The organism is Bradyrhizobium sp. Ec3.3 (genome assembly GCF_000472925.1).
Taxonomy (GTDB): Bacteria; Pseudomonadota; Alphaproteobacteria; order Rhizobiales; family Xanthobacteraceae; genus Bradyrhizobium.
This window is the reverse complement of record NZ_AXAS01000036.1, coordinates 22,161-42,078: the sequence shown is the minus strand read 5'-3', so window position 1 is coordinate 42,078 and position 19,918 is coordinate 22,161. Positions and strand designations below refer to the sequence as shown.

Annotated in this window: 20 protein-coding genes; 14 read left to right on the top strand and 6 right to left on the bottom strand. The window is 65.6% G+C overall.

All coding sequences use genetic code 11. From position 1 onward, the window contains the following. The first annotated feature begins 3 nt into the window (after positions 1-3). From YUU_RS0129405 to YUU_RS0129370, 8 genes are read left to right on the top strand one after another with little or no spacing between them, the layout of a single operon-like run. Complete coding sequence (locus YUU_RS0129405; RefSeq protein WP_027525602.1) at positions 4-1,047, top strand: ABC transporter ATP-binding protein; 1,044 nt, start codon at positions 4-6, stop codon at positions 1,045-1,047. Next, the gene (locus YUU_RS0129400) at positions 1,044-1,937 is read left to right on the top strand and encodes an ABC transporter permease (protein WP_027525601.1); all 894 of its coding nucleotides are present in this window, start codon (positions 1,044-1,046) and stop codon (positions 1,935-1,937) included. The genes YUU_RS0129405 and YUU_RS0129400 overlap by 4 nt, the downstream gene beginning before the upstream one ends. Then, positions 1,934-2,740, top strand: a complete 807-nt coding sequence (locus YUU_RS0129395) for an ABC transporter permease (protein ID WP_027525600.1) — start codon at positions 1,934-1,936, stop codon at positions 2,738-2,740. Before YUU_RS0129400 ends, YUU_RS0129395 begins: the two co-directional genes overlap by 4 nt. 8 nt (positions 2,741-2,748) lie before the next feature. After that, positions 2,749-3,885, top strand: coding sequence for an FAD-binding oxidoreductase (locus tag YUU_RS0129390; protein ID WP_027525599.1), 1,137 nt, complete (start codon positions 2,749-2,751; stop codon positions 3,883-3,885). 31 nt (positions 3,886-3,916) lie between these two features. Further along, a complete protein-coding gene (locus YUU_RS0129385) occupies positions 3,917-4,213 on the top strand; it encodes a (2Fe-2S)-binding protein (protein ID WP_027525598.1) in 297 nt (98 codons plus the stop codon). After that, positions 4,210-5,628: an NAD(P)/FAD-dependent oxidoreductase gene (locus YUU_RS0129380; protein WP_027525597.1), complete on the top strand. Its 1,419-nt coding sequence runs from the start codon at positions 4,210-4,212 to the stop codon at positions 5,626-5,628. Before YUU_RS0129385 ends, YUU_RS0129380 begins: the two co-directional genes overlap by 4 nt. Continuing rightward, on the top strand, positions 5,625-6,746 hold the full coding sequence (locus YUU_RS0129375; RefSeq protein ID WP_027525596.1) for an FAD-binding oxidoreductase: 1,122 nt from the start codon (positions 5,625-5,627) through the stop codon (positions 6,744-6,746). The genes YUU_RS0129380 and YUU_RS0129375 overlap by 4 nt, the downstream gene beginning before the upstream one ends. Positions 6,747-6,767: 21 nt before the next feature. Next, positions 6,768-7,115, top strand: coding sequence for a RidA family protein (locus YUU_RS0129370; RefSeq protein WP_027525595.1), 348 nt, complete (start codon positions 6,768-6,770; stop codon positions 7,113-7,115). A 9-nt stretch (positions 7,116-7,124) separates the two neighbouring features. Here YUU_RS0129370 and YUU_RS0129365 read toward each other — a convergent pair whose 3' ends face one another. Continuing rightward, positions 7,125-8,156 (bottom strand): LLM class flavin-dependent oxidoreductase, encoded by a 1,032-nt coding sequence (locus YUU_RS0129365; protein WP_027525594.1) that lies wholly within the window; start codon positions 8,154-8,156, stop codon positions 7,125-7,127. A gap of 117 nt (positions 8,157-8,273) precedes the next feature. Beyond that, positions 8,274-9,197: a LysR family transcriptional regulator gene (locus YUU_RS0129360; protein WP_027525593.1), complete on the bottom strand. Its 924-nt coding sequence runs from the start codon at positions 9,195-9,197 to the stop codon at positions 8,274-8,276. Positions 9,198-9,317: 120 nt separating this feature from the next. On the opposite strand from YUU_RS0129360, the gene YUU_RS0129355 reads away from it, so the two are divergent. From YUU_RS0129355 to YUU_RS0129345, 3 genes are read left to right on the top strand one after another with little or no spacing between them, the layout of a single operon-like run. Then, entirely contained in the window at positions 9,318-10,676 is a 1,359-nt protein-coding gene (locus YUU_RS0129355) for an MFS transporter (protein ID WP_027525592.1), read from the top strand. Continuing rightward, on the top strand, positions 10,673-11,170 hold the full coding sequence (locus YUU_RS0129350; protein ID WP_027525591.1) for a GAF domain-containing protein: 498 nt from the start codon (positions 10,673-10,675) through the stop codon (positions 11,168-11,170). The genes YUU_RS0129355 and YUU_RS0129350 overlap by 4 nt, the downstream gene beginning before the upstream one ends. Positions 11,171-11,187: 17 nt before the next feature. Then, positions 11,188-12,435, top strand: coding sequence for an amidohydrolase family protein (locus YUU_RS0129345; RefSeq protein ID WP_027525590.1), 1,248 nt, complete (start codon positions 11,188-11,190; stop codon positions 12,433-12,435). A gap of 27 nt (positions 12,436-12,462) precedes the next feature. Here YUU_RS0129345 and YUU_RS0129340 read toward each other — a convergent pair whose 3' ends face one another. Both YUU_RS0129340 and YUU_RS0129335 read right to left on the bottom strand, forming a co-directional pair. Then, a complete protein-coding gene (locus YUU_RS0129340; protein WP_156944567.1) occupies positions 12,463-12,708 on the bottom strand; it encodes a hypothetical protein in 246 nt (81 codons plus the stop codon). Positions 12,709-12,755: 47 nt separating this feature from the next. Continuing rightward, positions 12,756-14,819, bottom strand: a complete 2,064-nt coding sequence (locus tag YUU_RS0129335) for an ATP-dependent helicase (RefSeq protein ID WP_027525588.1) — start codon at positions 14,817-14,819, stop codon at positions 12,756-12,758. Between the two features lie 128 nt (positions 14,820-14,947). Between YUU_RS0129335 and YUU_RS0129330 the strand changes: the two genes are divergently transcribed. Further along, the gene (locus YUU_RS0129330; RefSeq protein WP_027525587.1) at positions 14,948-15,553 is read left to right on the top strand and encodes a TMEM175 family protein; all 606 of its coding nucleotides are present in this window, start codon (positions 14,948-14,950) and stop codon (positions 15,551-15,553) included. 3 nt (positions 15,554-15,556) lie between these two features. On the opposite strand, the gene YUU_RS0129325 is transcribed toward YUU_RS0129330, so the two are convergent. After that, complete coding sequence (locus tag YUU_RS0129325) at positions 15,557-15,943, bottom strand: YciI family protein (RefSeq protein ID WP_027525586.1); 387 nt, start codon at positions 15,941-15,943, stop codon at positions 15,557-15,559. Positions 15,944-16,144: 201 nt separating this feature from the next. On the opposite strand from YUU_RS0129325, the gene YUU_RS0129320 reads away from it, so the two are divergent. Further along, positions 16,145-16,324: a hypothetical protein gene (locus YUU_RS0129320; protein ID WP_027525585.1), complete on the top strand. Its 180-nt coding sequence runs from the start codon at positions 16,145-16,147 to the stop codon at positions 16,322-16,324. A 63-nt stretch (positions 16,325-16,387) separates the two neighbouring features. Here the strand turns inward: YUU_RS0129320 and YUU_RS0129315 are convergent, their stop codons facing one another. After that, positions 16,388-17,101 (bottom strand): ABC transporter substrate-binding protein, encoded by a 714-nt coding sequence (locus tag YUU_RS0129315; protein ID WP_027525584.1) that lies wholly within the window; start codon positions 17,099-17,101, stop codon positions 16,388-16,390. A gap of 339 nt (positions 17,102-17,440) precedes the next feature. On the opposite strand from YUU_RS0129315, the gene YUU_RS0129310 reads away from it, so the two are divergent. Continuing rightward, the gene (locus YUU_RS0129310; protein ID WP_027525583.1) at positions 17,441-19,837 is read left to right on the top strand and encodes an ATP-binding protein; all 2,397 of its coding nucleotides are present in this window, start codon (positions 17,441-17,443) and stop codon (positions 19,835-19,837) included. Positions 19,838-19,918 lie beyond the last annotated feature (81 nt).

Here is a 19,918-nt window from a genome sequence, read left to right as displayed (position 1 = left end):
GCGATGGCCTTCCTCGAGCTCGATCGCGTCGGCAAGCAGTTCGGCTCGCAAACCGTCGTCGAGGATTTCAGCCTCGCGGTGGAGAGGGGCGAGTTCATCTCGTTCCTCGGTCCCTCCGGCTGCGGCAAGACCACGACGCTCCAGATGATCGCGGGATTCCTCGAGCCGTCGCGCGGCGCGATCCGGCTCGATGGGCGCGACCTGACCAAGGTGCATCCGGCAAAGCGCGGCCTCGGCATCGTGTTCCAGAGCTACGCGCTGTTTCCGCACATGACCGCTGCCGAAAACGTCGCCTTCGGTCTGGAGATGCGCGGCGTGAAGCGGGAAGACCGTGCCAAGCGCGTGAGCGCGGCACTCGTGATGGTCGGGCTTGCGGGTTTTGAGGAGCGTTATCCGCGGCGCATGTCGGGCGGCCAGCAGCAGCGCGTGGCGCTGGCGCGGGCGCTGGTAATCCAGCCGAGCGTCCTGCTGCTCGACGAGCCCTTGTCGAATCTCGATGCCAAGCTGCGCGAGGACATGCAGATCGAGCTGCGCCAGATCCAGCGCACCATCGGGACCACCACGATCCTCGTCACCCACGACCAGAACGAGGCGATGTCGCTGTCCGACCGCATCGTGGTGATGAGCCAGGGCAAGATCGAGCAGATCGGCACGCCGCAGCAGACCTATGAGCGGCCGGCTTCCGCCTTCGTCTCGCAGTTCCTCGGCAAAACCAACGATTTCGCCGCGACCATCGATCGGACGGCTCAGCCGGCCCGGCTGGTCGCGGGCTCCTGGCACGCGCCCGCGCCGGCGGGCGTGAGCGGTGCGGTGACGATCAGCCTCCGCCCGGAGCGGATCAGCTTCGCCGACGCTGGGCTTGCCGCGAAAATCATTACGCGAATTTTCCAGGGCAATCACTGGTTGTTCCAGTGCGAGACCGAATGCGGGCCGGCGATCGTGATCCGGCAGAATGACGGCACGCCGCAGCCGACTGAAGGCGAGGCGGTCCGTCTCGCCTGGCGCGTGGAGGACATGAGCCTGCGCACGAGCGGAGGCGCCGCATGACCGCCGCCACCGACGCCTCGACGCAAGCCGCGTCCTCCGAGACGCGTGCGCCCTGGGCGCTGACGCTGCCCGCGCTGATGCTGTTCGTCGGCGTGCTGGTGATCCCGCTTCTCATGACCGTGATGCTCTCGTTCCACGACTGGGGCCAGTACAAGGGCATCGAGCCGGTCTTCATCCTCAAGAATTGGCAGGAGATCGCGAGCGATCCCTACTACGCCGAGATGTTCTGGCGGACCTTCCGAATAGCGCTCCTTGCGACCTTGATTACCGCTGTGCTCGGTGCGCCCGAGGCCTACATCCTCAACCGCATGAGCGGACGCTGGAAGGGCATCTTCCTGCTCCTGATTTTAGGTCCGCTCCTGATCTCGGTGGTGGCGCGCACGCTCGGCTGGGCGCTGCTGTTCGGCGGCAACAACGGTCTCGTCAACAAGCTGCTCATGTCGCTCGGCCTGATCCGCGCGCCCTTGCCCTTCATGTTCACCGAGACCGGCATGGTCGTTGCGCTCGCGCATGTGATGATGCCGTTCATGGTGTTGTCGGTCTGGGCCGCGCTGCAGCGCGTCGATCCCCAGATCGAGAATGCCGCGATGTCGCTTGGCGCCGGCGCCTTCACCATCATTCGCCGCATCATCCTGCCGCAGATCATACCCGGAGTGCTCTCGGGCGCGATCATCGTGTTCTCGCTGTCGGCGAGCGCATTTGCGACGCCGGCGATCATCGGCGGCCGCAGGCTCAAGGTCGCGGCGACGCTCGCCTATGACGAGTTTCTCAACACGCTGAACTGGCCGCTGGGTGCAGCCGTCGCGGTGCTGCTGCTGCTCGCGCTGGTGCTGATCGTCGTCGGCAGCAACGCGCTGATCGAGCGCCGCTATGCCGAGGTGTTCCGATGAGGACGAACGGCCCGCTCGCACTGATCTTTCATACGCTCTTCGTCGTCTTCATGCTGGCGCCGATCGTGGTGGTTTGCCTCGTTGCCTTCACGCCCGAGGGTTTTCTCTCGCTGCCGGTCAACGGCTTCTCGCTGCGCTGGTTCAGGACGATCGCGAGCTATCCGGAATTCGTGCACGCGTTCTGGGTCAGCCTCGGGCTCGGAATGGTGTCTTCCTTCGTCGCATTGCTGTTTGCCGTGCCGGCGGCGCTCGCGATTGCGCGCTACAGATTTCCAGGCCGCGATGCGCTGGCAGCGCTGTTCCTGTCGCCGCTGATGATCCCGCATGTCGTGCTCGGCATCGCCTTTCTGCGCTTTTTCACCTCACTCGGGCTCGGCGGCACCTTTGCGGCGCTGCTGATCGCGCATGTCATCGTCGTGTTTCCCTTTGCGCTGCGCCTGACGTTGGCGGTCGCGACCGGCATGGACCGCTCGGTCGAGATGGCCGCGGTCTCGCTCGGTGCCGGCGGCTTCACGCTGTTTCGTCGCGTGACCCTGCCGCTGATCATGCCCGGCGTGATCAGCGGCTGGGCGCTCGCCTTCATCCAGTCCTTCGACGATTTGACGATGACCGTCTTCCTGGCCGCACCCGGCACCGAAACGTTGCCCGTCAGGATGTTCCTCTATATCCAGGACAACATCGACCCGCTCGTGACATCCGTCTCGGCGAGCGTCATCGCAATCACCATGACTGCCCTCATCCTGCTCGACCGCTTCTACGGGCTCGACCGCGTGCTCGCAGGCAAGAGCGATCCCGGGCGATAGGAGAAAGCATGCACAGGGACTATGACGTCGCCGTCGTCGGCGGCGGACTGCTCGGCTCCGCCATTGCCTGGGGGCTCGGACGGCTCGGCAAGAGCGTCGCCGTGCTCGACGAGGGCGACATCGCCAAGCGCGCCTCGCGCGCGAACTTTGCGCTGGTGTGGGTGCAGAGCAAGGGGCTCGGCATGCCGGCCTACACGGGCTGGACGGTGCGGGCATCGCAGGCCTGGCCAAGCCTCGCCGCCGAACTGAAGGACCAGACCGGCCTTGACGTCTGCCTCCAGCAGAACGGCGGCTTTCACCTCACGCTCGGCGAGGACGAGTACGAGCAGCGCACCCAGCTCGTCACGCGCATGCATAACCAGGTTGGCGCGGCCGACTACAGGATGGAAATGCTGAAGGCTTCCGAGGTGAAGAGGATGCTGCCGCTGATCGGCCCGGAGGTGTCCGGCGGCAGCTTCTGTCCGTTCGACGGCCACGTCAATTCGCTGCGCACTTTTCGCGCGTTTCATACCGGCTTCAAGGCATTCGGCGTCGACTATTTCCCGGAGCGGCCGGTCTCGGCGATCACGAAGAGCGGCGGCGAATTCAGCCTGACGACGCCGCAGGGCGAAATCCGTGCCCACAAGATCGTGCTTGCCGCAGGCAATGCCAACCAGACGCTCGCGCCGATGGTCGGCCTCTTTGCGCCCATGGGGCCGACCCGTGGCCAGATCGTGGTGACTGAACGCACCATGCCATTCCTGCCGCATCCGCTGACCACGATCCGCCAGACCGACGAGGGCACGGTGATGATCGGCGACAGCAAGGAGGACGAGCTCGACGATCGCGCGCTGAAGCATTCGATCAGCGCCGTGATGGCGGATCGCGCGCAGCGCATGTTTCCGCATCTGGCGCGGCTCAACGTGGTCAGGAGCTGGACCGGCATCCGCGTCATGCCGCAGGATGGCTTTCCGATCTATGACCAGTCGGAGACGCATCCCGGCGCCTACGTCGCCTGCTGCCATTCCGGCGTGACGCTCGCCTCCAATCACGCCTTCGAGATTGCGCGCATGGTCACTGCCGGCGCGCTCGAGCCGGAGCTGGTCGGCGCGTTCTCGGCGCGCCGCTTCGGCGGCGAGGGCGCAGCGAACAACAGCGGCTACTAGCGACACCAGAGAAGGGGCCAAGAGGCATCCAATGTTCAGACGATCCGACCAGGACAGGCGTCCATCGTTGCAGATCTTCGTCGATGGCGTTACCGTCGAGGCGCGCGAAGGCGACACCGTATCCGCTGCGCTGCTTGCCTCGGGGCGCGACGTGCGACGCGAGACCGCGGTGAGCGGCGCGCCGCGGCTGCCCTATTGCATGATGGGTGTGTGCTTCGACTGCCTCGTCACCATCGATGGTGTCGGCAATCGCCAGGGCTGCCTGGTGCCGGTTGCTGCGGGCATGCAGATCGAAATCCAGAAAGGCAAGAGGGAGATCGGTCGATGAACGCGGCTCCTCAGCGTGACGCCTACGACGTCGTCGTGATCGGGGCCGGGCCCGCGGGTCTTGCCGCAACGGCCACCGCGTCAGCAGCCGGCCTGTCGACGCTACTGCTCGACGAGAACCCGGGCCCCGGCGGCCAGGTCTGGCGCGCGATCGCATCGACGCCCGTGACGGCGCGCGACCAGCTCGGCGCCGACTATTGGGCGGGCGCCGAGCTCGTCGGCGAGGTGCGCTCGAGCAAGGCCGAGATCATCCATCGCGCGACCGTCTGGAGTCTCGATCGTCATCTCGAGATCGGGATTTCCATCGGCGGGGCGTCCGCGTTCGTCAAGGCGCGGCGCGTGATCCTTGCGACCGGCGCGCTGGAGCGGCCGTTCCCGATTCCCGGCTGGACGCTGCCGGGCGTGATGACCGCGGGCGCCGCGCAGACCATGCTGAAATCATCGGCGCTGGTGCCTGACAGCCGCACGGTGATTTCCGGCCAGGGACCTCTGCTGTGGCTGCTCGCGGCGCAGATCCTGCGCCTCGGCGGCCGGATCGATCGCATTCTCGATACGACCGAACGCAAAAACTATCTTGCCGCACTGCCTCATGCCTTCGCCTTCGTGACGTCGGCTTACTTTACGAAGGGCCTTGCGATGATGCGCGAGGTAAAGGCCAAGGTGGAGGTGACGACCGGCGTCACCGAGCTTGCTGCGGCCGGCGAGGGGCGGCTCGCCAGCGTGAGCTATGTCGCGGGCAACCATCGCGAGACGATCCCTGCCGACCTTCTTCTCTTGCACCAGGGCGTCGTGCCCAACGTCAATCTCGCGATGGCGGCGGGCGTCGAGCATCGCTGGGATAACCTGCAACTCTGCTGGTCGCCGGCACTCGATGGCAATGGCGGCACGTCGGTTGAAGGAATTGCTATCGCAGGTGACGGCGCCGGCATCAGTGGCGCGAACGCCGCGGTGGTTCGCGGCCGCATTGCGGCGCGAGGCGCGGTCGAGGCGCTTGCGCCCGCGGCTGCCGCGAAGCTCTCGCCGATGGCGGCGCTGCATGCCGATCTCGCCAAGGCGGAGCGCGGCCGAGCCTTCCTCGATACGCTGTTCCGCCCTGCGCGCCAGTTTCGCATTCCCGCAGGCGACACCATCGTCTGCCGCTGCGAGGAGGTGACGGCCAGGGACATCGTCGATGCCGTTGCGATCGGCGCGACGGGGCCGAACCAGCTCAAGGCCTATCGCCGCACCGGCATGGGCCCGTGCCAGGGTCGTCTGTGCGGCCTCACCGTCACCGAGCTGATGGCGGAGGCGCGCGGCAAGACCCCGCAGGAGATCGGCTATTACCGGCTGCGCGCGCCGGTGAAGCCGATCACGCTTGCCGAGCTCGCGGCGATGCCGAAGACGGATGACGACGTCAAGGCGGTGGTGCGGGGATGACCAAGCTTGCGGATGCCATCATCGTGGGTGGTGGCATCCACGGATGCTCGACGGCGCTGCACCTGACGCTCGCTGGCATGAAGCCTGTGCTGATCGAGAAGGACTACGCTGGCCGCCACGCCTCCGGCGTCAATGCCGGCGGCGTGCGCCAGCTCGCGCGGCACGTCGCCGAAATCCCGCTCTCGATCCGCTCGATGGGAATCTGGGAGCGGATAAACGAGCTGCTCGACGATGATTGCAGCTTTGAGAGTCACGGCCAGGTTCTGGTCGCGGAGAACGAGACCGAGCTTGCGGCATGCCGCGCGCGCGTCGCCGAGCTGAACGCGCTCGGCTTCACCCATGAGGAGCTGATCGACGGAACCGAGCTGCGGCGGCTGGTGCCCGCGGTCGCCGACACCTGTCCCGGCGGCGTGGTCTCGCGCCGTGACGGCGCGGCCAATCCGGCGCAGACGACGACGGCGTTCCGACGCAAGGCGGAGCAGCTCGGCGCCACCGTGCGCGAGGGCGTGGCCGCAAGCAATGTCCGCCGCGAGGATGGGCTCTGGCGCGTCGATGTCGGCAGTGAGACCTATGCCGCACCCGTGCTGGTCAACGCCGCCGGCGCCTGGGCAGGGCGCATCGCCGCCGCGCTCGGCGAGCCGGTGCCGGTCGAGACCGTGGCGCCGATGCTGATGATCACCTCGCGCGTGCCGCATTTCATCGACCCCGTGGTGATCCTGCGTGGCCGCAAGCTGTCCTTCAAGCAGTTCAAGAACGGCACCGTGTTGATCGGCGGCGGCCATCTGGCGACGCCGGACCAGGACCGCAACGAGACGGTGCTGGACTGGCCGAGCCTCGCCATCAGCGCCCGTACCGTGTTCGAGCTGTTTCCGGTGATGCGCGATGCCACCATCATGCGCGCCTGGGCCGGCATCGAGGCGAAGACAAAGGACGATCTGCCCGTGCTGGGCCCGAGCGCGCACCACGCCGGGCTCTACCATCAGTTCGGCTTCTCGCTGCACGGCTTCCAGCTCGGCCCCGGCGCCGGCGCCGTCATGGCGGAGTTGATCGTGAACGGCGGCACCCAGACCCGGATCGGCGATCTCAGCATCGACCGCTTTCGTCCATCCAACTCCTAAGCAACACAAGAAGAGGACTTCATGACCATCATCCGCAGCATCCGCACGCCGATCATGCACCGCACCGTCGAGGCCAATGGCTTCGTCTTCGTCGGCGGCACGATCGCAGACGACACCAGCGTGTCGATGGGCGAGCAAACCCGCAACATCCTCGGCAAGATCGCCGGCTATCTGAAGGAAGCGGGCAGCGATGCCTCGCGCATCGTCAGCGCCTCGATCTTCGTGACCGACCTGTCGAAGAAGAAGGAGATGGACGCGGTCTGGACCGAGTTCTTCGGCGACAATCTGCCGGCGCGCGCGACCGTCGGCGTCGCCGATCTCGGTGGCAGCGCCCTGATCGAGGTCGTTGTCACCGCGCTCAAGGGCTGAGACTAAACCTCAGCCCATCATCTCCTTGACCATCGGGATCACCTTGCTGCCATAGAGTTCGATGCTGCGCATCAGCTTCTCATGGGGCAGGGGCCCGGCGGAGTATTTGAGCTGGAAGCGCGAGATGCCGAGCGCCTTCGCGGTCGCGGCGATCTTGCGCGCGACCGTCTCGGGCGAGCCGACATAGAGCGAGCCGTGATCGGCCTCCTGCACGAACTCGTCGCGGCCCATCGGCGGCCAGCCGCGCTCCTTGCCGATGCGGTCGCGCATGGTCTTGTAGTCGGCCCAGAGCTCCTCGCGCGCCAGCGCGTCGGTCTCGGCGACATAGCCGGGCGAGTGCACGCCGATCGGCTTCACCGCGCGGCCGAATTCCTTGTAGGCGCGGTGATAGAGCTCGACATAGGGTGCAAAGCGCTTGGGATCGCCGCCGATGATAGCGAGCATCAAGGGCAGATCGTAATGCGCGGCGCGCACCACCGATTCCGGGCTGCCGCCGACGCCGATCCAGGTCTTGAGCTGGCCGTGCTCGACCGGCGGATAGACGAGCTGGTTCTTCAGCGGCGGACGCAGCTTGCCATCCCAGGTCACCGGCTTCTGGGACAGAAGTGCGGCGAACAGGTCGAGTTTTTCCTCGAACAGTTCCTCGTAACGGCGCAGGTCGAAGCCGAACAGCGGGAAAGATTCCGTGAACGAGCCGCGCCCCAGGATCACCTCGGCGCGTCCGTTCGAGAGCGCATCCAGCGTCGCAAACCGCTGAAACACACGGATGGGGTCGTCCGAGGAGAGCACCGTCACGGCAGAGCCGAGATGGATGCGTTTGGTGCGGGCCGCGATCGCGGCGAGCACGATTTCCGGCGAGGAAATCGCAAAATCAGCCCGATGATGCTCGCCAAGGCCGATGAAGTCGATGCCGAGCTCATCCGCCAGCACCGCTTCCTCGACGACGTTGCGGATCACCTGCGCATGCGGCAGCGGCGTGCCGGAGGCGTCCTTGGTGACGTCGCCAAAGGTATCCAGTCCGAATTCGAGCGGTGCGGTCATTGATCAGGTCTCTGGGGAAGGCATCGCTGATTTAGACGGTGGTCCACGCTTCACAAGCTGCCTTTGGGAAAAGCTCGGTTTCCATTCTTGCATCCGAACGGCCGCCGAGGCTTTGCCTCACTCCGACTTCGCGAACATCCCGACCAGGGTCTCGCGCAGCCAGCGCTGCGCGGGCACGGTGTCGTTGCGCTGGTGCCAGAACAGGCTGACGATGCGCGGCGGCGCCTGGAGCGGAAGCGGTACGGCGTGCAGGAACGGCGCGTGCCGCGACTGTGAGCGCAGATCGCTCGGCAGCACGGCGATCAGGTTGGATTGGCGCACGATCTCGTAGGCGGCGCTGTAGTGATTGACGGTCGCAACCAGGTTGCGCGACAGGCCACGCGAGGCGAGGAAGAAATCGTAGGACGGCAGGGTCTTGCCGGCCAAACTCACATCGACATGCCCCGCGTTCAGGAAAGTGCGGGTGCTCAGCCGCTTCATGGCCGCAAGCGGATGACCGCGCCGCATGAAGCAGGCGTAGTCGACGGTCCACAGCGAGCGCGAGCGAATGGCGGCCGGCTGCTGCGCTTCGTTGACGTAGACGCTCAGCACGCAATCGACCCGGTTGTCCTCGAGTTGATCGGCGATCTCCAGGACGGTGTTGGGGACGGTGTGGACGCGCGCCTTGGGCGCGACCTCGCCGAGATGGTTCAAGAGGTTCGGCATGACGAGGGACGCGACGTAGTCCGACATCGACAGGGTGAACTCGGTCTGCGCGCGGCGCGGATCGAACACCTGCTCGTCGAGCGCGCCGCGCACGCTTTCCAGGGCTTCGCCGATCGGCTCCCACAGCACCACCGCGCGCTGGGTGGGACGGATGCCAGTGCCTGACCTCACGAACAGGGGATCGCCAAGTGCATCGCGCAGGCGCGCAAGCGCATTGCTCACCGCCGGCTGCGTCATCGTCAGCGCGTTCGCGGCGCGCGTGACGCTGCCCTCGGTCATCAAGGCCTCGAAGACTTTCAGGAGGTTGAGGTCGAGCGCGCGAAACGACACGGGAATACATTCACAATGGTGATATATGAGATCATGATTATAAATTATGACGATAATATCTCTTTGTCTATGATTTCTCCCACGGGATAGGCGGAGCGCCGGGCCGCCCGACAGAGGGGGACTTTCATGTCAATGATATCGGCACGCATCGAGCGCCTTCCGTTCGCGCGCTTCCACACGCATCTCCTGCTGATGGGCGGGCTCGGCTACATGTTCGACGCGATGGACGCAGCCGTGCTGGCCTTCATCCTGCCGGTGCTGCGCACGGCCTGGAATCTGTCGAGCGTCGAGATCGGCGTGCTCGGCAGCAGCACCTATATCGGCTTCCTGTTCGGTGCCCTCTGTGCCGGCACGCTGGGCGACCTGATCGGCCGCCGCGCCGTGATGATGTCGGCGTTGGCGCTCTACTGTGCCGCATCGCTCGTCAGTGCGGCGGTGGATAGCTGGCCGTCCTTCTTCGCCGCCCGCATCGTTGCGGGCATGGGCACCGGTGCGGAGAGCGCGATCATCGCGCCTTACCTCGCCGAGTTCGTGGCGCGGCGCTTTCGCGGCAGCTTTACCGGCTCGCTGGCCGGCTTCTTCTCCTTCGGCTTCGTGGCGGCAGCCTTGCTCGGCTACTTCATCGTTCCGTCCTACGACAATGGCTGGCGCATCGTGCTTGTCATTACGGCCCTGCCGGTCGTCATGCTCTTGTGGTGGCGCCGGGCGCTGCCGGAATCGCCGCGCTGGCTCGAAAGCCAGGGCTGGGAGAAGGAAGCCGAAGCTGTCCTCGACAGGATCGAGGCTAGTTTCGTGCGCGAGGGCTACGTCCTGCCGCAGCCGGTGGTCGAAGCCGCCGCACCCGCGACAACGACGGGGACGCTGCTCGCCAATTTCGCAGCTCTGCTCGCAGGTCGCCAGGCGCGCATCACCATCATGACCTGGATCATGTGGCTCGCGATCACTTTCAGCTATTACTCATTCTTCGTCTGGATTCCGGGCCTCCTGGTCCAGAACGGCATGAGCATCACCAAGAGCTTCTCCTACTCGCTGGCGATCTATTGCGCGCAGGTGCCCGGCTATTTCAGCGCCGCCTGGTTCAACGAGCGGATCGGCCGACAGGCGACGATCGCGTCTTACATGCTGCTTGGCGGCGCCAGCGCGCTCGGGCTCGCCTTCGCGCAGAGCGAGCAGCAGATCATGCTCGCCGGCATCTTCCTGTCCTTCTTCATGAACGGAACCTATGCCGGCGTCTATGCCTATACGGCCGAGGTGTTCCCGACGCCGGTCAGGACCACGGGCGCCGGGCTTGCCTCCGCGATCGGCCGCATCGGCGCGATCATCTCGCCGATTCTGGTCGGCTATCTCTATCCCAATTTCGGTTTCGCCGGCGTGTTCGGCATCACCACCATCGTGCTGCTGATCGGTGCCGTCACGGTCGTGCTGATGGGCGTGCCGACGCGCGGCCGTTCGCTGGAAGACATTGCGACGGGTGAAGTCGCATGACGCGGACCAAACGCCGTGCCGATCCGCTGCTCTGCACTGTCGCGGCTGCGCAGGGCAGGGCGGATCAGCCGGATGCACTGTTCGCGGCGTTGGACGGAGCCCTGAAGTCGGCGATCGGGCACAAGCTGTTCACGATCCTGACCTATGACGACGACACCGGGGAAGCGGCGCGGGTTTATTCCAATCTGCCGGGCCCATACCCCACGGGCGGACGCAAGCGCCTCGCGCCGGGGCCGTGGACTGAGGCGGTGCTCGACCGCGGCGAGGCCTATATCGGCCGCACCCAGGACGATCTGCGCACCGTGTTCTCCGACCATGAGCTGATTGCTTCGCTCGGCTGCGCGAGCGTGCTCAACATGCCCGTGCGCTGGCGCGGGCGCACGCTCGGCTCGCTCAACCTGCTGCACAAGGCGTGCTGGTACGGCGAGGACGACGTGGACGCCTGTCTCCCGTTTGCCCAGCTCGCATTGCCCGCGTTGCTCACACCGTCCTGACCAGACAGGAAACCGACATGTTCAGCATCCTCCTCAAGAACGCCGCTCTGCTCGATCCGCTCAAGCCGGACTTGCTGGAGGGGTATCACGTGCTGGTCGAGGACAGCCTGATCAAGGAGGTCTCGGACCGGCCGCTATCGGCCTCCGCGGACCGGACCATCGATCTGAAGGGCAAGACGCTGATGCCCGGCCTGATCGACCTGCACGTGCACGCGATCGCCGTCGAGCTCAACCTGGCACAGCAGGTCCACATGCCGAACGTGCTGGTGACGCTGCGCTCGACGCTGCTGCTGCGCGGCATGCTGCGGCGGGGCTTTACGACGGTGCGCGATGCCGGCGGCGCCGGCCACGCGCTGAAGCAGGCGATCGAGACTGGGCTAACCGACGGACCGCGTCTGTTCGTCTCCGGCCGCGCGCTCAGCCAGACCGGCGGGCACGGGGACATGCGGGGGCGCTCGGATTATCTCGCCAGTGACGCACCCTGTCCCTGCTGCGTGCGCGTCGGCGCGCTGGCACGTGTCGCCGATGGTGTCGACGGCGTGCGCAAGGCGGCGCGCGAGGAGCTCCAGATGGGTGCCGACCAGATCAAGATCATGGCGTCCGGCGGCGTGGCCTCGCCGACCGATCCGGTCGGCGCCTTCGGCTATTCCGAGGACGAGATCCGCGCCATCGTCGAGGAGGCGCGGGGGAGGCAGACCTATGTGCTCGCCCACGCCTATACTGCCGCGGCAATCGAGCGGGCCGTTCGTTGCGGTGTGCGCACCATCGAGCACGGCAATCTCGTGGATGAGCCGACCGCGCGACTGATGGCTGAGAAGGGCGCCTATGTCGTTCCGACGCTCGTCACCTACGAGGCGCTGGCGAATGAGGGGGCGCAGTATGGCCTCCCGGCCGAGAGCGTCGCCAAGATCGCCGACGTGCGCGATGCCGGTCTGCGTTCGCTCGCGATCTATCGCAAGGCCGGCGTGAAGATGGGCTTCGGCAGCGATCTGCTTGGACCGTCGCAGCGCCTCCAGAGCGACGAATTCCGCATCCGAGCCGAAATTCTCGGCCCGCGCGAGGTGATCGCCAGCGCGACCGTGATCGGCGCCGAGGTGCTCGGCATGGAGGGCAGGCTCGGCCGGGTCACGCCTGGGGCTTTCGCGGACCTCCTGGTGGTCGAGGGCAATCCCTTGCGCGATGTCGCCTGCCTGCTCGGCCAGGGCGAGCACATTCCGCTGGTGATGAAGGCGGGCAAGATTCAGGTCGACAGGCTGGGTGCGTAGCTGCGGCCAGCGCCGCTGTCGCTCGCATCAAGGCACGAATTTTTCCGCCATTGCCTCGGGGGCGCGCGCCTGGAGAACGCGGCGCTTCAACTGCTTGAGCTCCTTGATTTCGGCGACGATGGCCTCGACCGCGCGTTTCTGTTGCTGGCGCAGGGTGCGCTGGTCCTTGACGGGTAGGGGCCTCTTGCCCTTCGACGTCTGGATCACCTCGCGTGCGAGCTTCCGCAGCGTGTCGAGCTCCGCCTTGATCGCGTTCTTTCCTGCTATCGTCATCTCCATGCTCCCTTGGAATTCGTGAGGCGTCGTGCGCGCGGCCGGCGCTAGCGCCACATGCCCCGCATCCTGGCTCCGATATCGATCTTCGGCCCCTGCGCCGCGGTCCGCGCCGTGCCGGCTTGCGCCTTCGGCCAGGTCGTCCGCTCGAACAGCGGCACCAGTGCTTCCGGAATGAAGCGGGTGCGCGAGGCGTAGACGTGGCGATCGCCCGAGGCGGCCTGACCGTGGGTGAAGAAACGCTGCGGCACGATCAAATGCAAGTCGTCCTTGGCACGGGTCATCGCGACGTAGAGCAGGCGGCGCTCCTCCTCCAGCTCGGCGCTGGTGCCGGCGCCGAGATCGGACGGCATGCAGCCGTCGACGACGTTGAGCAGGAACACCGACTTCCACTCCTGGCCCTTGGCGGAGTGGATGGTGGAAAGGATCAGATAGTCCTCGTCGAGCAGGGGAACGCCAGCCTGATCGGACGTCGCGTCGGGGGGATCGAGCGTGATCTCGGTGAGGAATTTTTCGCGCGAGATATAGCCGCTCGCGATCTGCTCGAGCTGCATCAGATCGGCGCGGCGCGTCTCGGCGTCTTCATGGATGCGGTCGAGATGCGGCTCGTACCAGAGGCGCGCGTGCTCGAGATCGGCCGGCCATTCGGAATAGCTGAGATTCTCGACCGTGCGGATGAAGGCGGCCCAGTCGTCGCCGGTGCGCGGCGGTGCGGGAAGCTTGCAGAGCGCGGCAAGCGGCGAGGGGCTCTCTGCCATGTGGTCGAGCACCCGCTGCGCGGTTGCATGTCCGACACCCGGCAGCAGATGCAGGATGCGAAAGCCAGCGACGCGATCGCGCGGGTTCTCGATGAAGCGCAGCAGCGCCAGCATGTCCTTGACATGCGCGGCGTCGAGGAATTTCAGACCGCCGAACTTGACGAAGGGGATGTTGCGGCGGGTCAACTCGATTTCCAGCGGGCCCGAGTGCGAGGAGGTTCGGAACAGCACCGCCTGGTGCTTGAGCAGCGAGCCCTGCTCGCGATTGGCCAGGACCTGCTCGACGATGTAGCGCGCCTGTTCGGCCTCGTCGCGCACGGCGACCAGCTGCGGCTTGTGCGAGGAGGTGCGGTCGGTCCAGAGATTCTTTGTGAAGCGCTCGCGTGCGAGGCCGATCACGCCATTGGCGGCCGCCAGCACTGCTTGCGTCGAGCGGTAGTTGCGGTCGAGCGTAATGATCTCGGCCCGCGGCGAAAAGCTTTGCGGGAACTCGAGGATGTTGCGCACGGTGGCGGCGCGGAACGAATAGATCGACTGCGCATCGTCGCCGACCACGGTGAGGCCGCGGCCCTCCGGCTTCAGCGCCAGCAGGATGGTGGATTGCAACCGGTTGGTGTCCTGATATTCGTCGACCAGCACGTGATCGAAGCGGCCGCCGATCTCCTCGGCGATGCCCGCGTCGCTCATCATCTGCGCCCAGTAGAGCAGGAGGTCGTCATAGTCGAGCACGTGCTGCGCCTGCTTGGCCTCGACGTAGGCCGCAAACAGCCGCTTCAGCTCCGAAGCCCAGCCCGCGCACCACGGATAATGCTGGCCGAGCACCTTCTCGATCTCCATCTCCGCGTTCACACAGCGGGAGTAGATCGACAGGCAGGTACCCTTGGCTGGAAAGCGGCTTTCGGTCCGCGACAATCCGCAGTCGTGCCGCACGAGGCTCATCAGGTCGGCGGAATCCTCGCGGTCGTGGATGGTGAAGGCGGGATCGACGCCGATCCGCTCGGCATATTCGCGCAGGAGCCGCGCGCCGATGCCGTGGAAGGTGCCGGCCCAGGTGAGAGCGTCGCGCATGATCGCGGCGTTGTTCTCGCCCAGCACTTTTCTGGCGATCCGCTCCACGCGGGCCCCCATCTCGGCGGCCGCGCGGCGCGAAAAGGTCATCAGCAGGATCCGGCGCGGGTCGGCGCCGGCGACGATCAAATGCGCGACCCGGTGGGCAAGCGTGTTGGTCTTGCCGGAACCGGCTCCGGCAATGACGAGGAGGGGACCGCCGACAGTGCTGCCGTTAGCCACGCCATGCTCGACGGCGCGGCGCTGCTCGGCATTCAGCGTGTCCAGATATGTCGCAGCCGCCACGAATCGCCCCGATGAAAGCTGCAGATTCCGCGATCCCGCCGCGATCCGCAATGCGGCTGGACGGGACACGCTTTAGGATTTAGGGGACAGGACGGGGCTTAAGGTTCCAGCCCCGAGAGGGTGCGCAGATGACCGACGTCACGACCGACCTCGAGAACGACCTGTTCGAGATGCGCCGGCTGGAATCGCTCAGCAACACCATTTTCGGTGTGGCCATGACCTTGCTCGCCTATAGCCTGCCCAAGGCCGACGAGCTCAAGACGGCGCCGACCTGGAGCGATCTCGACCATCTCTATTCCGGACGCGTGGCGGGCCTGATCCTGACCTTCGTCGTCGCCGGCGTGTTCTGGATCAGTCATCATCGGCGGCTTGCGCGCCAGCCCGAGGCTGGCCGAGGCGTGGTGTTGCTCAATCTGTTTTTCCTGCTCTCGATCATCCTGCTACCAGTCACCAACGGACTCTATGGCAGTTACCGGCTAAGCAGTGCCGTCGCGGTGCTCTATGGCCTGCATCTGACCGCGATTGCGGGCCTCAATGCCTGGCTCTGGTGGCTCGCGGCCCGTGCCAGCCGTCTTCACGAGATCCTTCCTGCGATCTTTCCAGTGCTGGTGTTCTTGCCGGGCACGCTGGTGGCCGCGGTTGCGCCGGAATATGCGCAATTCGTCTGGTTTCTCGCCTTCGGCGCGTTGTTGATGCACCGGTTCGTCAAGGGGAATCCGGCCAGAGACACCTGAGGGTCATCTCACGTCTGCTGTCGCGCCAAACCCATCGGCCGGCAGGAAGAGCTTGATCGGGCGGATTTCGTAGACCGCGCCCGGATTGACCTTGCGTAGCTCCCGCGCGGCGGCGACCGCGCCGGCCTCGTCCGAAAACTCCATGATGTAGAAGCCGAGAAGCTGCTCCTTGGTTTCGGCAAAGGGCCCATCGAGCACCATGCCGGCGCCGGGACCGCGCAGCGTGCGCGCCCTCCTGGTCTCGTCGAGCCGCGCTGCCGGCCCGAAATGTCCCTTGGCTTTCAAGGGTTCTTGGACCTTGCGAAGGCCTGTCATGACGGCGGCGTCCTCCTCCTTCGTCCAGGACATGACCTCGCTTTCCACGTGATAGGCCAGGATGGCGTAGAGCATCGTCACCTCGCTACTTTTGCACCTTTGCAAGGACGTATGACGGCCGATGAGTCCGACAATCACCGATCAGGAAATATTGCGTGATCGCGCGGGCAACGAAACCGTCCTGAAACCCGATTGTCCGGCTTCGTCTTGAACGCGGGTTCCCGCGATCGCGACTGATGGCGGCGAAGAACACGACAGGCAGCGGCGGAGGCTTCAATGTCAGCTCGGACCATCAAGATCATCAGCGATGCGCGGCGCGCGACGCCATCAGAACCGGCCGATCTTCACGACGGTGCCGGCCACCATCGCTACTACGGCAGCTCGATCCTGAACGGCGGTGAGCCGATCGTCGAAAGCCGCCGGGGAAAACGGCCGCGCAATGTCTGCGGATTCTAGGGAGTGCGGCCCGTGAGCATGTCCGTGCACGAGCGGCATCGCGTGCTCTGATCGGCCAGACGGTCAGGACTCGTTCAGCACCTGCCTGACGAGCTGCTCGCGCAATCTGGCGAGCTCGCCGCTTGCGGTCATCTCCTCGATCACTTTTCCGACCTTCGGCACGAGGTCGCGGTGGCGCTCGTGCAGATAGTGGTAGATGTCGATACGCTCGAGCGGCGGCGAGAGCGGATAGATCCGTGCCTGGAGGTTGAGCTTGCGAACCGCGACGAGGCCGCTGAAGAGGTCGGTGACCATCAGGTCGAAACGGTCGGCGTCCAGCATCTGGATCAGGCTCTCAAGGTTCGTGGTCGCCGTGACGCGGCTCATTCCGCGCGTTCCGTTTTCCGAGGAGCCGACGCCACGCACGATCCCGATGCTGTAGTCCTTGATCGAGTCCCAGCCGGCGACGTCAAAACGAAGCTTCGTCGCGAAGGCAGAAGGCTGGATATAGTTGATCGCGGGCGTGACCCGGACCAGCGTCGGGTAGTCCTTGGACAGCGTGCCGATCCGCTGGATCTCGCCGTCGAGCTCGCCTGCACTCGAAAGCGCGAGCGCACGCTTGCCAGGCACATCCTCGAATTCGAGCTTGATGTTCAGCTGCGCATAGACCACGCGCAGCATCTCGCCGCCGACATACTGGTCGGGGATGTTGGCGATCCGCGCCAGCCGGATGACCGACTGTGCCTGTGAGGGGTGGGCGAACAGCAGCAACGCGCCGAAAAGACATATCCGCCACATCACCCGTCTCCCACTCATCCTTGCTACCACTGGATTGATGATTCGGTGGGATCTACCGCGGATGGTGATTGGCCCCGCGAATCACAGCGACCATCCGCCACCCGCGATGCGGGGTCTACTCCGCACTTTCACCGATGACATTTTAGCACGCATGGTGCTAGTTTGCGCAGGCTTCCTGCGGCTGGGCGCAAAGATTGCCCCCCACAGACGAATATTCGTCCAGGATCTAGCAGGGAGGCTGCCCGAACGGGTCGGGTCTTCCAGGGGAGCCGAACTGTCGAACCGCGGCAGGCCGTAACGGGCCGACGCAGGATCGTCGCCATCTCGGGGGAGTGGTGCATGGGCAACGCAGGTGAGCACGATCCCAATCGCGGCCGCGCCATCGCGCCGGCGGCCGCGAATGAGGATCTGGCCCGAATCGGGGTCCCGATCGGTTCCCTGCTGCCGCGCGTGTTCGCCTGGTTTCGCAGCGGCATCGGCCTGCGCCTGCTCGCCGCCGTGCTTCTCTTCTCCTCGATCGTGACGCTGACGCTGACCGCGCTTCAGCTCTATCTGGAATATCAGCGCGAGGTCGGCATCATCGAGACGCGGCTCGACGAGATCGGCCGGAGCTATCTCGGCAGCCTCGGCGAAAGCCTGTGGAGTCTCGACAGGAACCAGCTCGAGCTCCAGCTCAACGGCATCCTTCGGCTGCCGGACATTCAGGCGGTCGAGATTCGCGAATTCGCCGATCGTCCCAACCCGATTCGGGTGGCGGTCGGCGACAGGGGTGGCCGCTCGGTGGTGGTCCGCGACTATCCGATCGACTACGTCACACAAGGCGAGAAGCACAGGATCGGCACGCTGCATGTCGAGGCGACGCTGACCGACGTCTACAGGCAATTGCTGAATCGAGCCCTGATCATCCTGGCGAGCCAGGCGGCCAAGACGTTCCTCGTCTCGCTCTTCATCATCTACATGTTCCATCTGCTGGTGACCCGGCACCTCGTCGCCATCGCCGAGTTCGTCAGCAAATACACGCTGACGCGACCGCAGCCGCCGTTGCACCTGGAGCGCGGGCCGTCGCACGAGACCGACGAGCTCGACAAGGTGATCGACGCATTCAACGCCATGTGCGCGAGCCTGCAGCGCGCCTACGGCGATCTGCGGCTCGCCAACACCAATCTGGAGCGCGATCTCCAGGTCCGGCGGCGTGCCGAGGGTGATGCGCGCCGCAGCGAGCAGCGCTTCCGCGACTACGCGGAAACCGCGTCCGACTGGTTCTGGGAGACCGGCCCGGATCACGTGTTCACTTACATCTCGGATCGCGCGGGCTCCTTCGGGATGATGCGCAATCGCGTGGTCGGCAGGCGGCGTCCCGACGGCGCAATCGATCTGGAAACCGAGCCGCAGAAATGGCGCGACCACATGGCGGCGCTGGAGCGCCACGAGCCGTTCCGCAAGTTCGAGTATCGCGGCCGCGATGCGGCCGGACGCATCAGGCATTTCAGCGTCAACGGCCGGCCGGTGTTCGACGCCGACGGCCGCTTCCTGGGCTATCGCGGCTCGACCACCGACCTCACCGACCAGCACGAGACCGAGGAGCGGCTGCGGCAATCGCAGAAGATGGATGCGATCGGCCAGCTCACCGGCGGCGTCGCCCATGATTTCAACAACGTGCTGACGGTGATCACCGGGACCATCGAGATCCTTCAGGAGGGTCTTGCGGACAAGCCGCAGCTTGCAGCGATCGCGCAGTTGATCGACGACGCGGCGACGCGCGGCGCCGAGATCACCTCTCAACTTCTGACCTTCGCGCGGCGCCAGCCGCTCGATTCGCGGGAGATCGACGTCAACTGCCTCGTGGTCGAGACCGCGCGGCTGCTCAAGCCGATCCTCGGCGAGCACATCGAGATCGACGCCCAGCTCGCCGAAGATGCGTGGTTCGCGATGGCCGATCCGTCACAGCTTTCCTCGGCGATCGTCAATCTCGCCGTCAACGCGCGCGACGCCATGCCGGGCGGCGGCAAGCTCACACTTCAGACGGCCAATCGCGTGCTCGACGGCGCGGGCGAGCCCGGCGATCGCGAGATGGAGCCGGGTGAGTTCGTGATGATCGCGGTCTCTGATACCGGCCATGGCATCCCTGCCGACATCCGCGACCGCGTGTTCGAGCCGTTCTTCACCACCAAGGGCATAGGCCGCGGCACCGGGCTCGGGCTCAGCATGGTCTACGGCTTCGCCAAGCAGACCGGCGGCACGGTCGCGATCGACAGCGAGGAAGGCCGCGGCACGGTGGTGAAGCTGTTTCTGCCGCGTTCTATCGGCCGGATGGCGAGCCAGGCCGGGCCCGTGGCCGCGCCCAGCGTGCCACGCGGGCACGAGACGATCCTGGTGGTCGAGGACGATCCGCTGGTGCAGGGCTATGTGATCGCCCAGCTCGGCAGTCTCGGCTACCGGACGCTGGTTGCCGGCGATGGCGCGGCCGCGCTCGCGCTGGTGGGGCAGGGCATCAAGTTCGATCTCCTGTTCACCGACATCATCATGCCCGGCGGCATGAACGGACGGGAATTGGCCGAAGCGATCCGCGAGCGCCGTCCCGATGTGAGGGTGCTCTACACGTCAGGCTATACCGACGACGCCATCGTGCATGAGGGCCACCTCGATCCCGGTATCGCGCTGCTGAGAAAACCGTACCGGAAGTCGGAGCTGTCGCAGAAGATCCGCGAAGTGCTGACTGGCAGCTTGCCGTATTGATCCTGCGGGTAGCGCGAAAAAAGACCAGCATGTGCGCGAAAAAGAAAAGGCGCGGCGGGGAAGACCCCGTCGCGCCCGATT

Excerpts from the sequence above, each read along its gene's own strand:
- YUU_RS0129365 (WP_027525594.1), bottom strand. The coding sequence starts at position 8,156 with ATGACCGCACCGCTCGAATTCGGACTGGATACCTTTGGCGACGTCACC.
- YUU_RS0129340 (WP_156944567.1), bottom strand. The coding sequence starts at position 12,708 with ATGACGATAGCAGGAAAGAACGCGATCAAGGCGGAGCTCGACACGCTG.
- YUU_RS0129390 (WP_027525599.1), top strand. The coding sequence starts at position 2,749 with ATGCACAGGGACTATGACGTCGCCGTCGTCGGCGGCGGACTGCTCGGC.
- YUU_RS0129375 (WP_027525596.1), top strand. The coding sequence starts at position 5,625 with ATGACCAAGCTTGCGGATGCCATCATCGTGGGTGGTGGCATCCACGGA.
- YUU_RS0129405 (WP_027525602.1), top strand. The coding sequence starts at position 4 with ATGGCCTTCCTCGAGCTCGATCGCGTCGGCAAGCAGTTCGGCTCGCAA.
- YUU_RS0129310 (WP_027525583.1), top strand. The coding sequence starts at position 17,441 with ATGGGCAACGCAGGTGAGCACGATCCCAATCGCGGCCGCGCCATCGCG.
- YUU_RS0129325 (WP_027525586.1), bottom strand. The coding sequence starts at position 15,943 with ATGCTCTACGCCATCCTGGCCTATCACGTGGAAAGCGAGGTCATGTCC.
- YUU_RS0129380 (WP_027525597.1), top strand. The coding sequence starts at position 4,210 with ATGAACGCGGCTCCTCAGCGTGACGCCTACGACGTCGTCGTGATCGGG.
- YUU_RS0129370 (WP_027525595.1), top strand. The coding sequence starts at position 6,768 with ATGACCATCATCCGCAGCATCCGCACGCCGATCATGCACCGCACCGTC.
- YUU_RS0129315 (WP_027525584.1), bottom strand. The coding sequence starts at position 17,101 with ATGTGGCGGATATGTCTTTTCGGCGCGTTGCTGCTGTTCGCCCACCCC.
- YUU_RS0129355 (WP_027525592.1), top strand. The coding sequence starts at position 9,318 with ATGTCAATGATATCGGCACGCATCGAGCGCCTTCCGTTCGCGCGCTTC.
- YUU_RS0129350 (WP_027525591.1), top strand. The coding sequence starts at position 10,673 with ATGACGCGGACCAAACGCCGTGCCGATCCGCTGCTCTGCACTGTCGCG.
- YUU_RS0129395 (WP_027525600.1), top strand. The coding sequence starts at position 1,934 with ATGAGGACGAACGGCCCGCTCGCACTGATCTTTCATACGCTCTTCGTC.
- YUU_RS0129320 (WP_027525585.1), top strand. The coding sequence starts at position 16,145 with ATGTCAGCTCGGACCATCAAGATCATCAGCGATGCGCGGCGCGCGACG.
- YUU_RS0129345 (WP_027525590.1), top strand. The coding sequence starts at position 11,188 with ATGTTCAGCATCCTCCTCAAGAACGCCGCTCTGCTCGATCCGCTCAAG.
- YUU_RS0129330 (WP_027525587.1), top strand. The coding sequence starts at position 14,948 with ATGACCGACGTCACGACCGACCTCGAGAACGACCTGTTCGAGATGCGC.
- YUU_RS0129385 (WP_027525598.1), top strand. The coding sequence starts at position 3,917 with ATGTTCAGACGATCCGACCAGGACAGGCGTCCATCGTTGCAGATCTTC.
- YUU_RS0129400 (WP_027525601.1), top strand. The coding sequence starts at position 1,044 with ATGACCGCCGCCACCGACGCCTCGACGCAAGCCGCGTCCTCCGAGACG.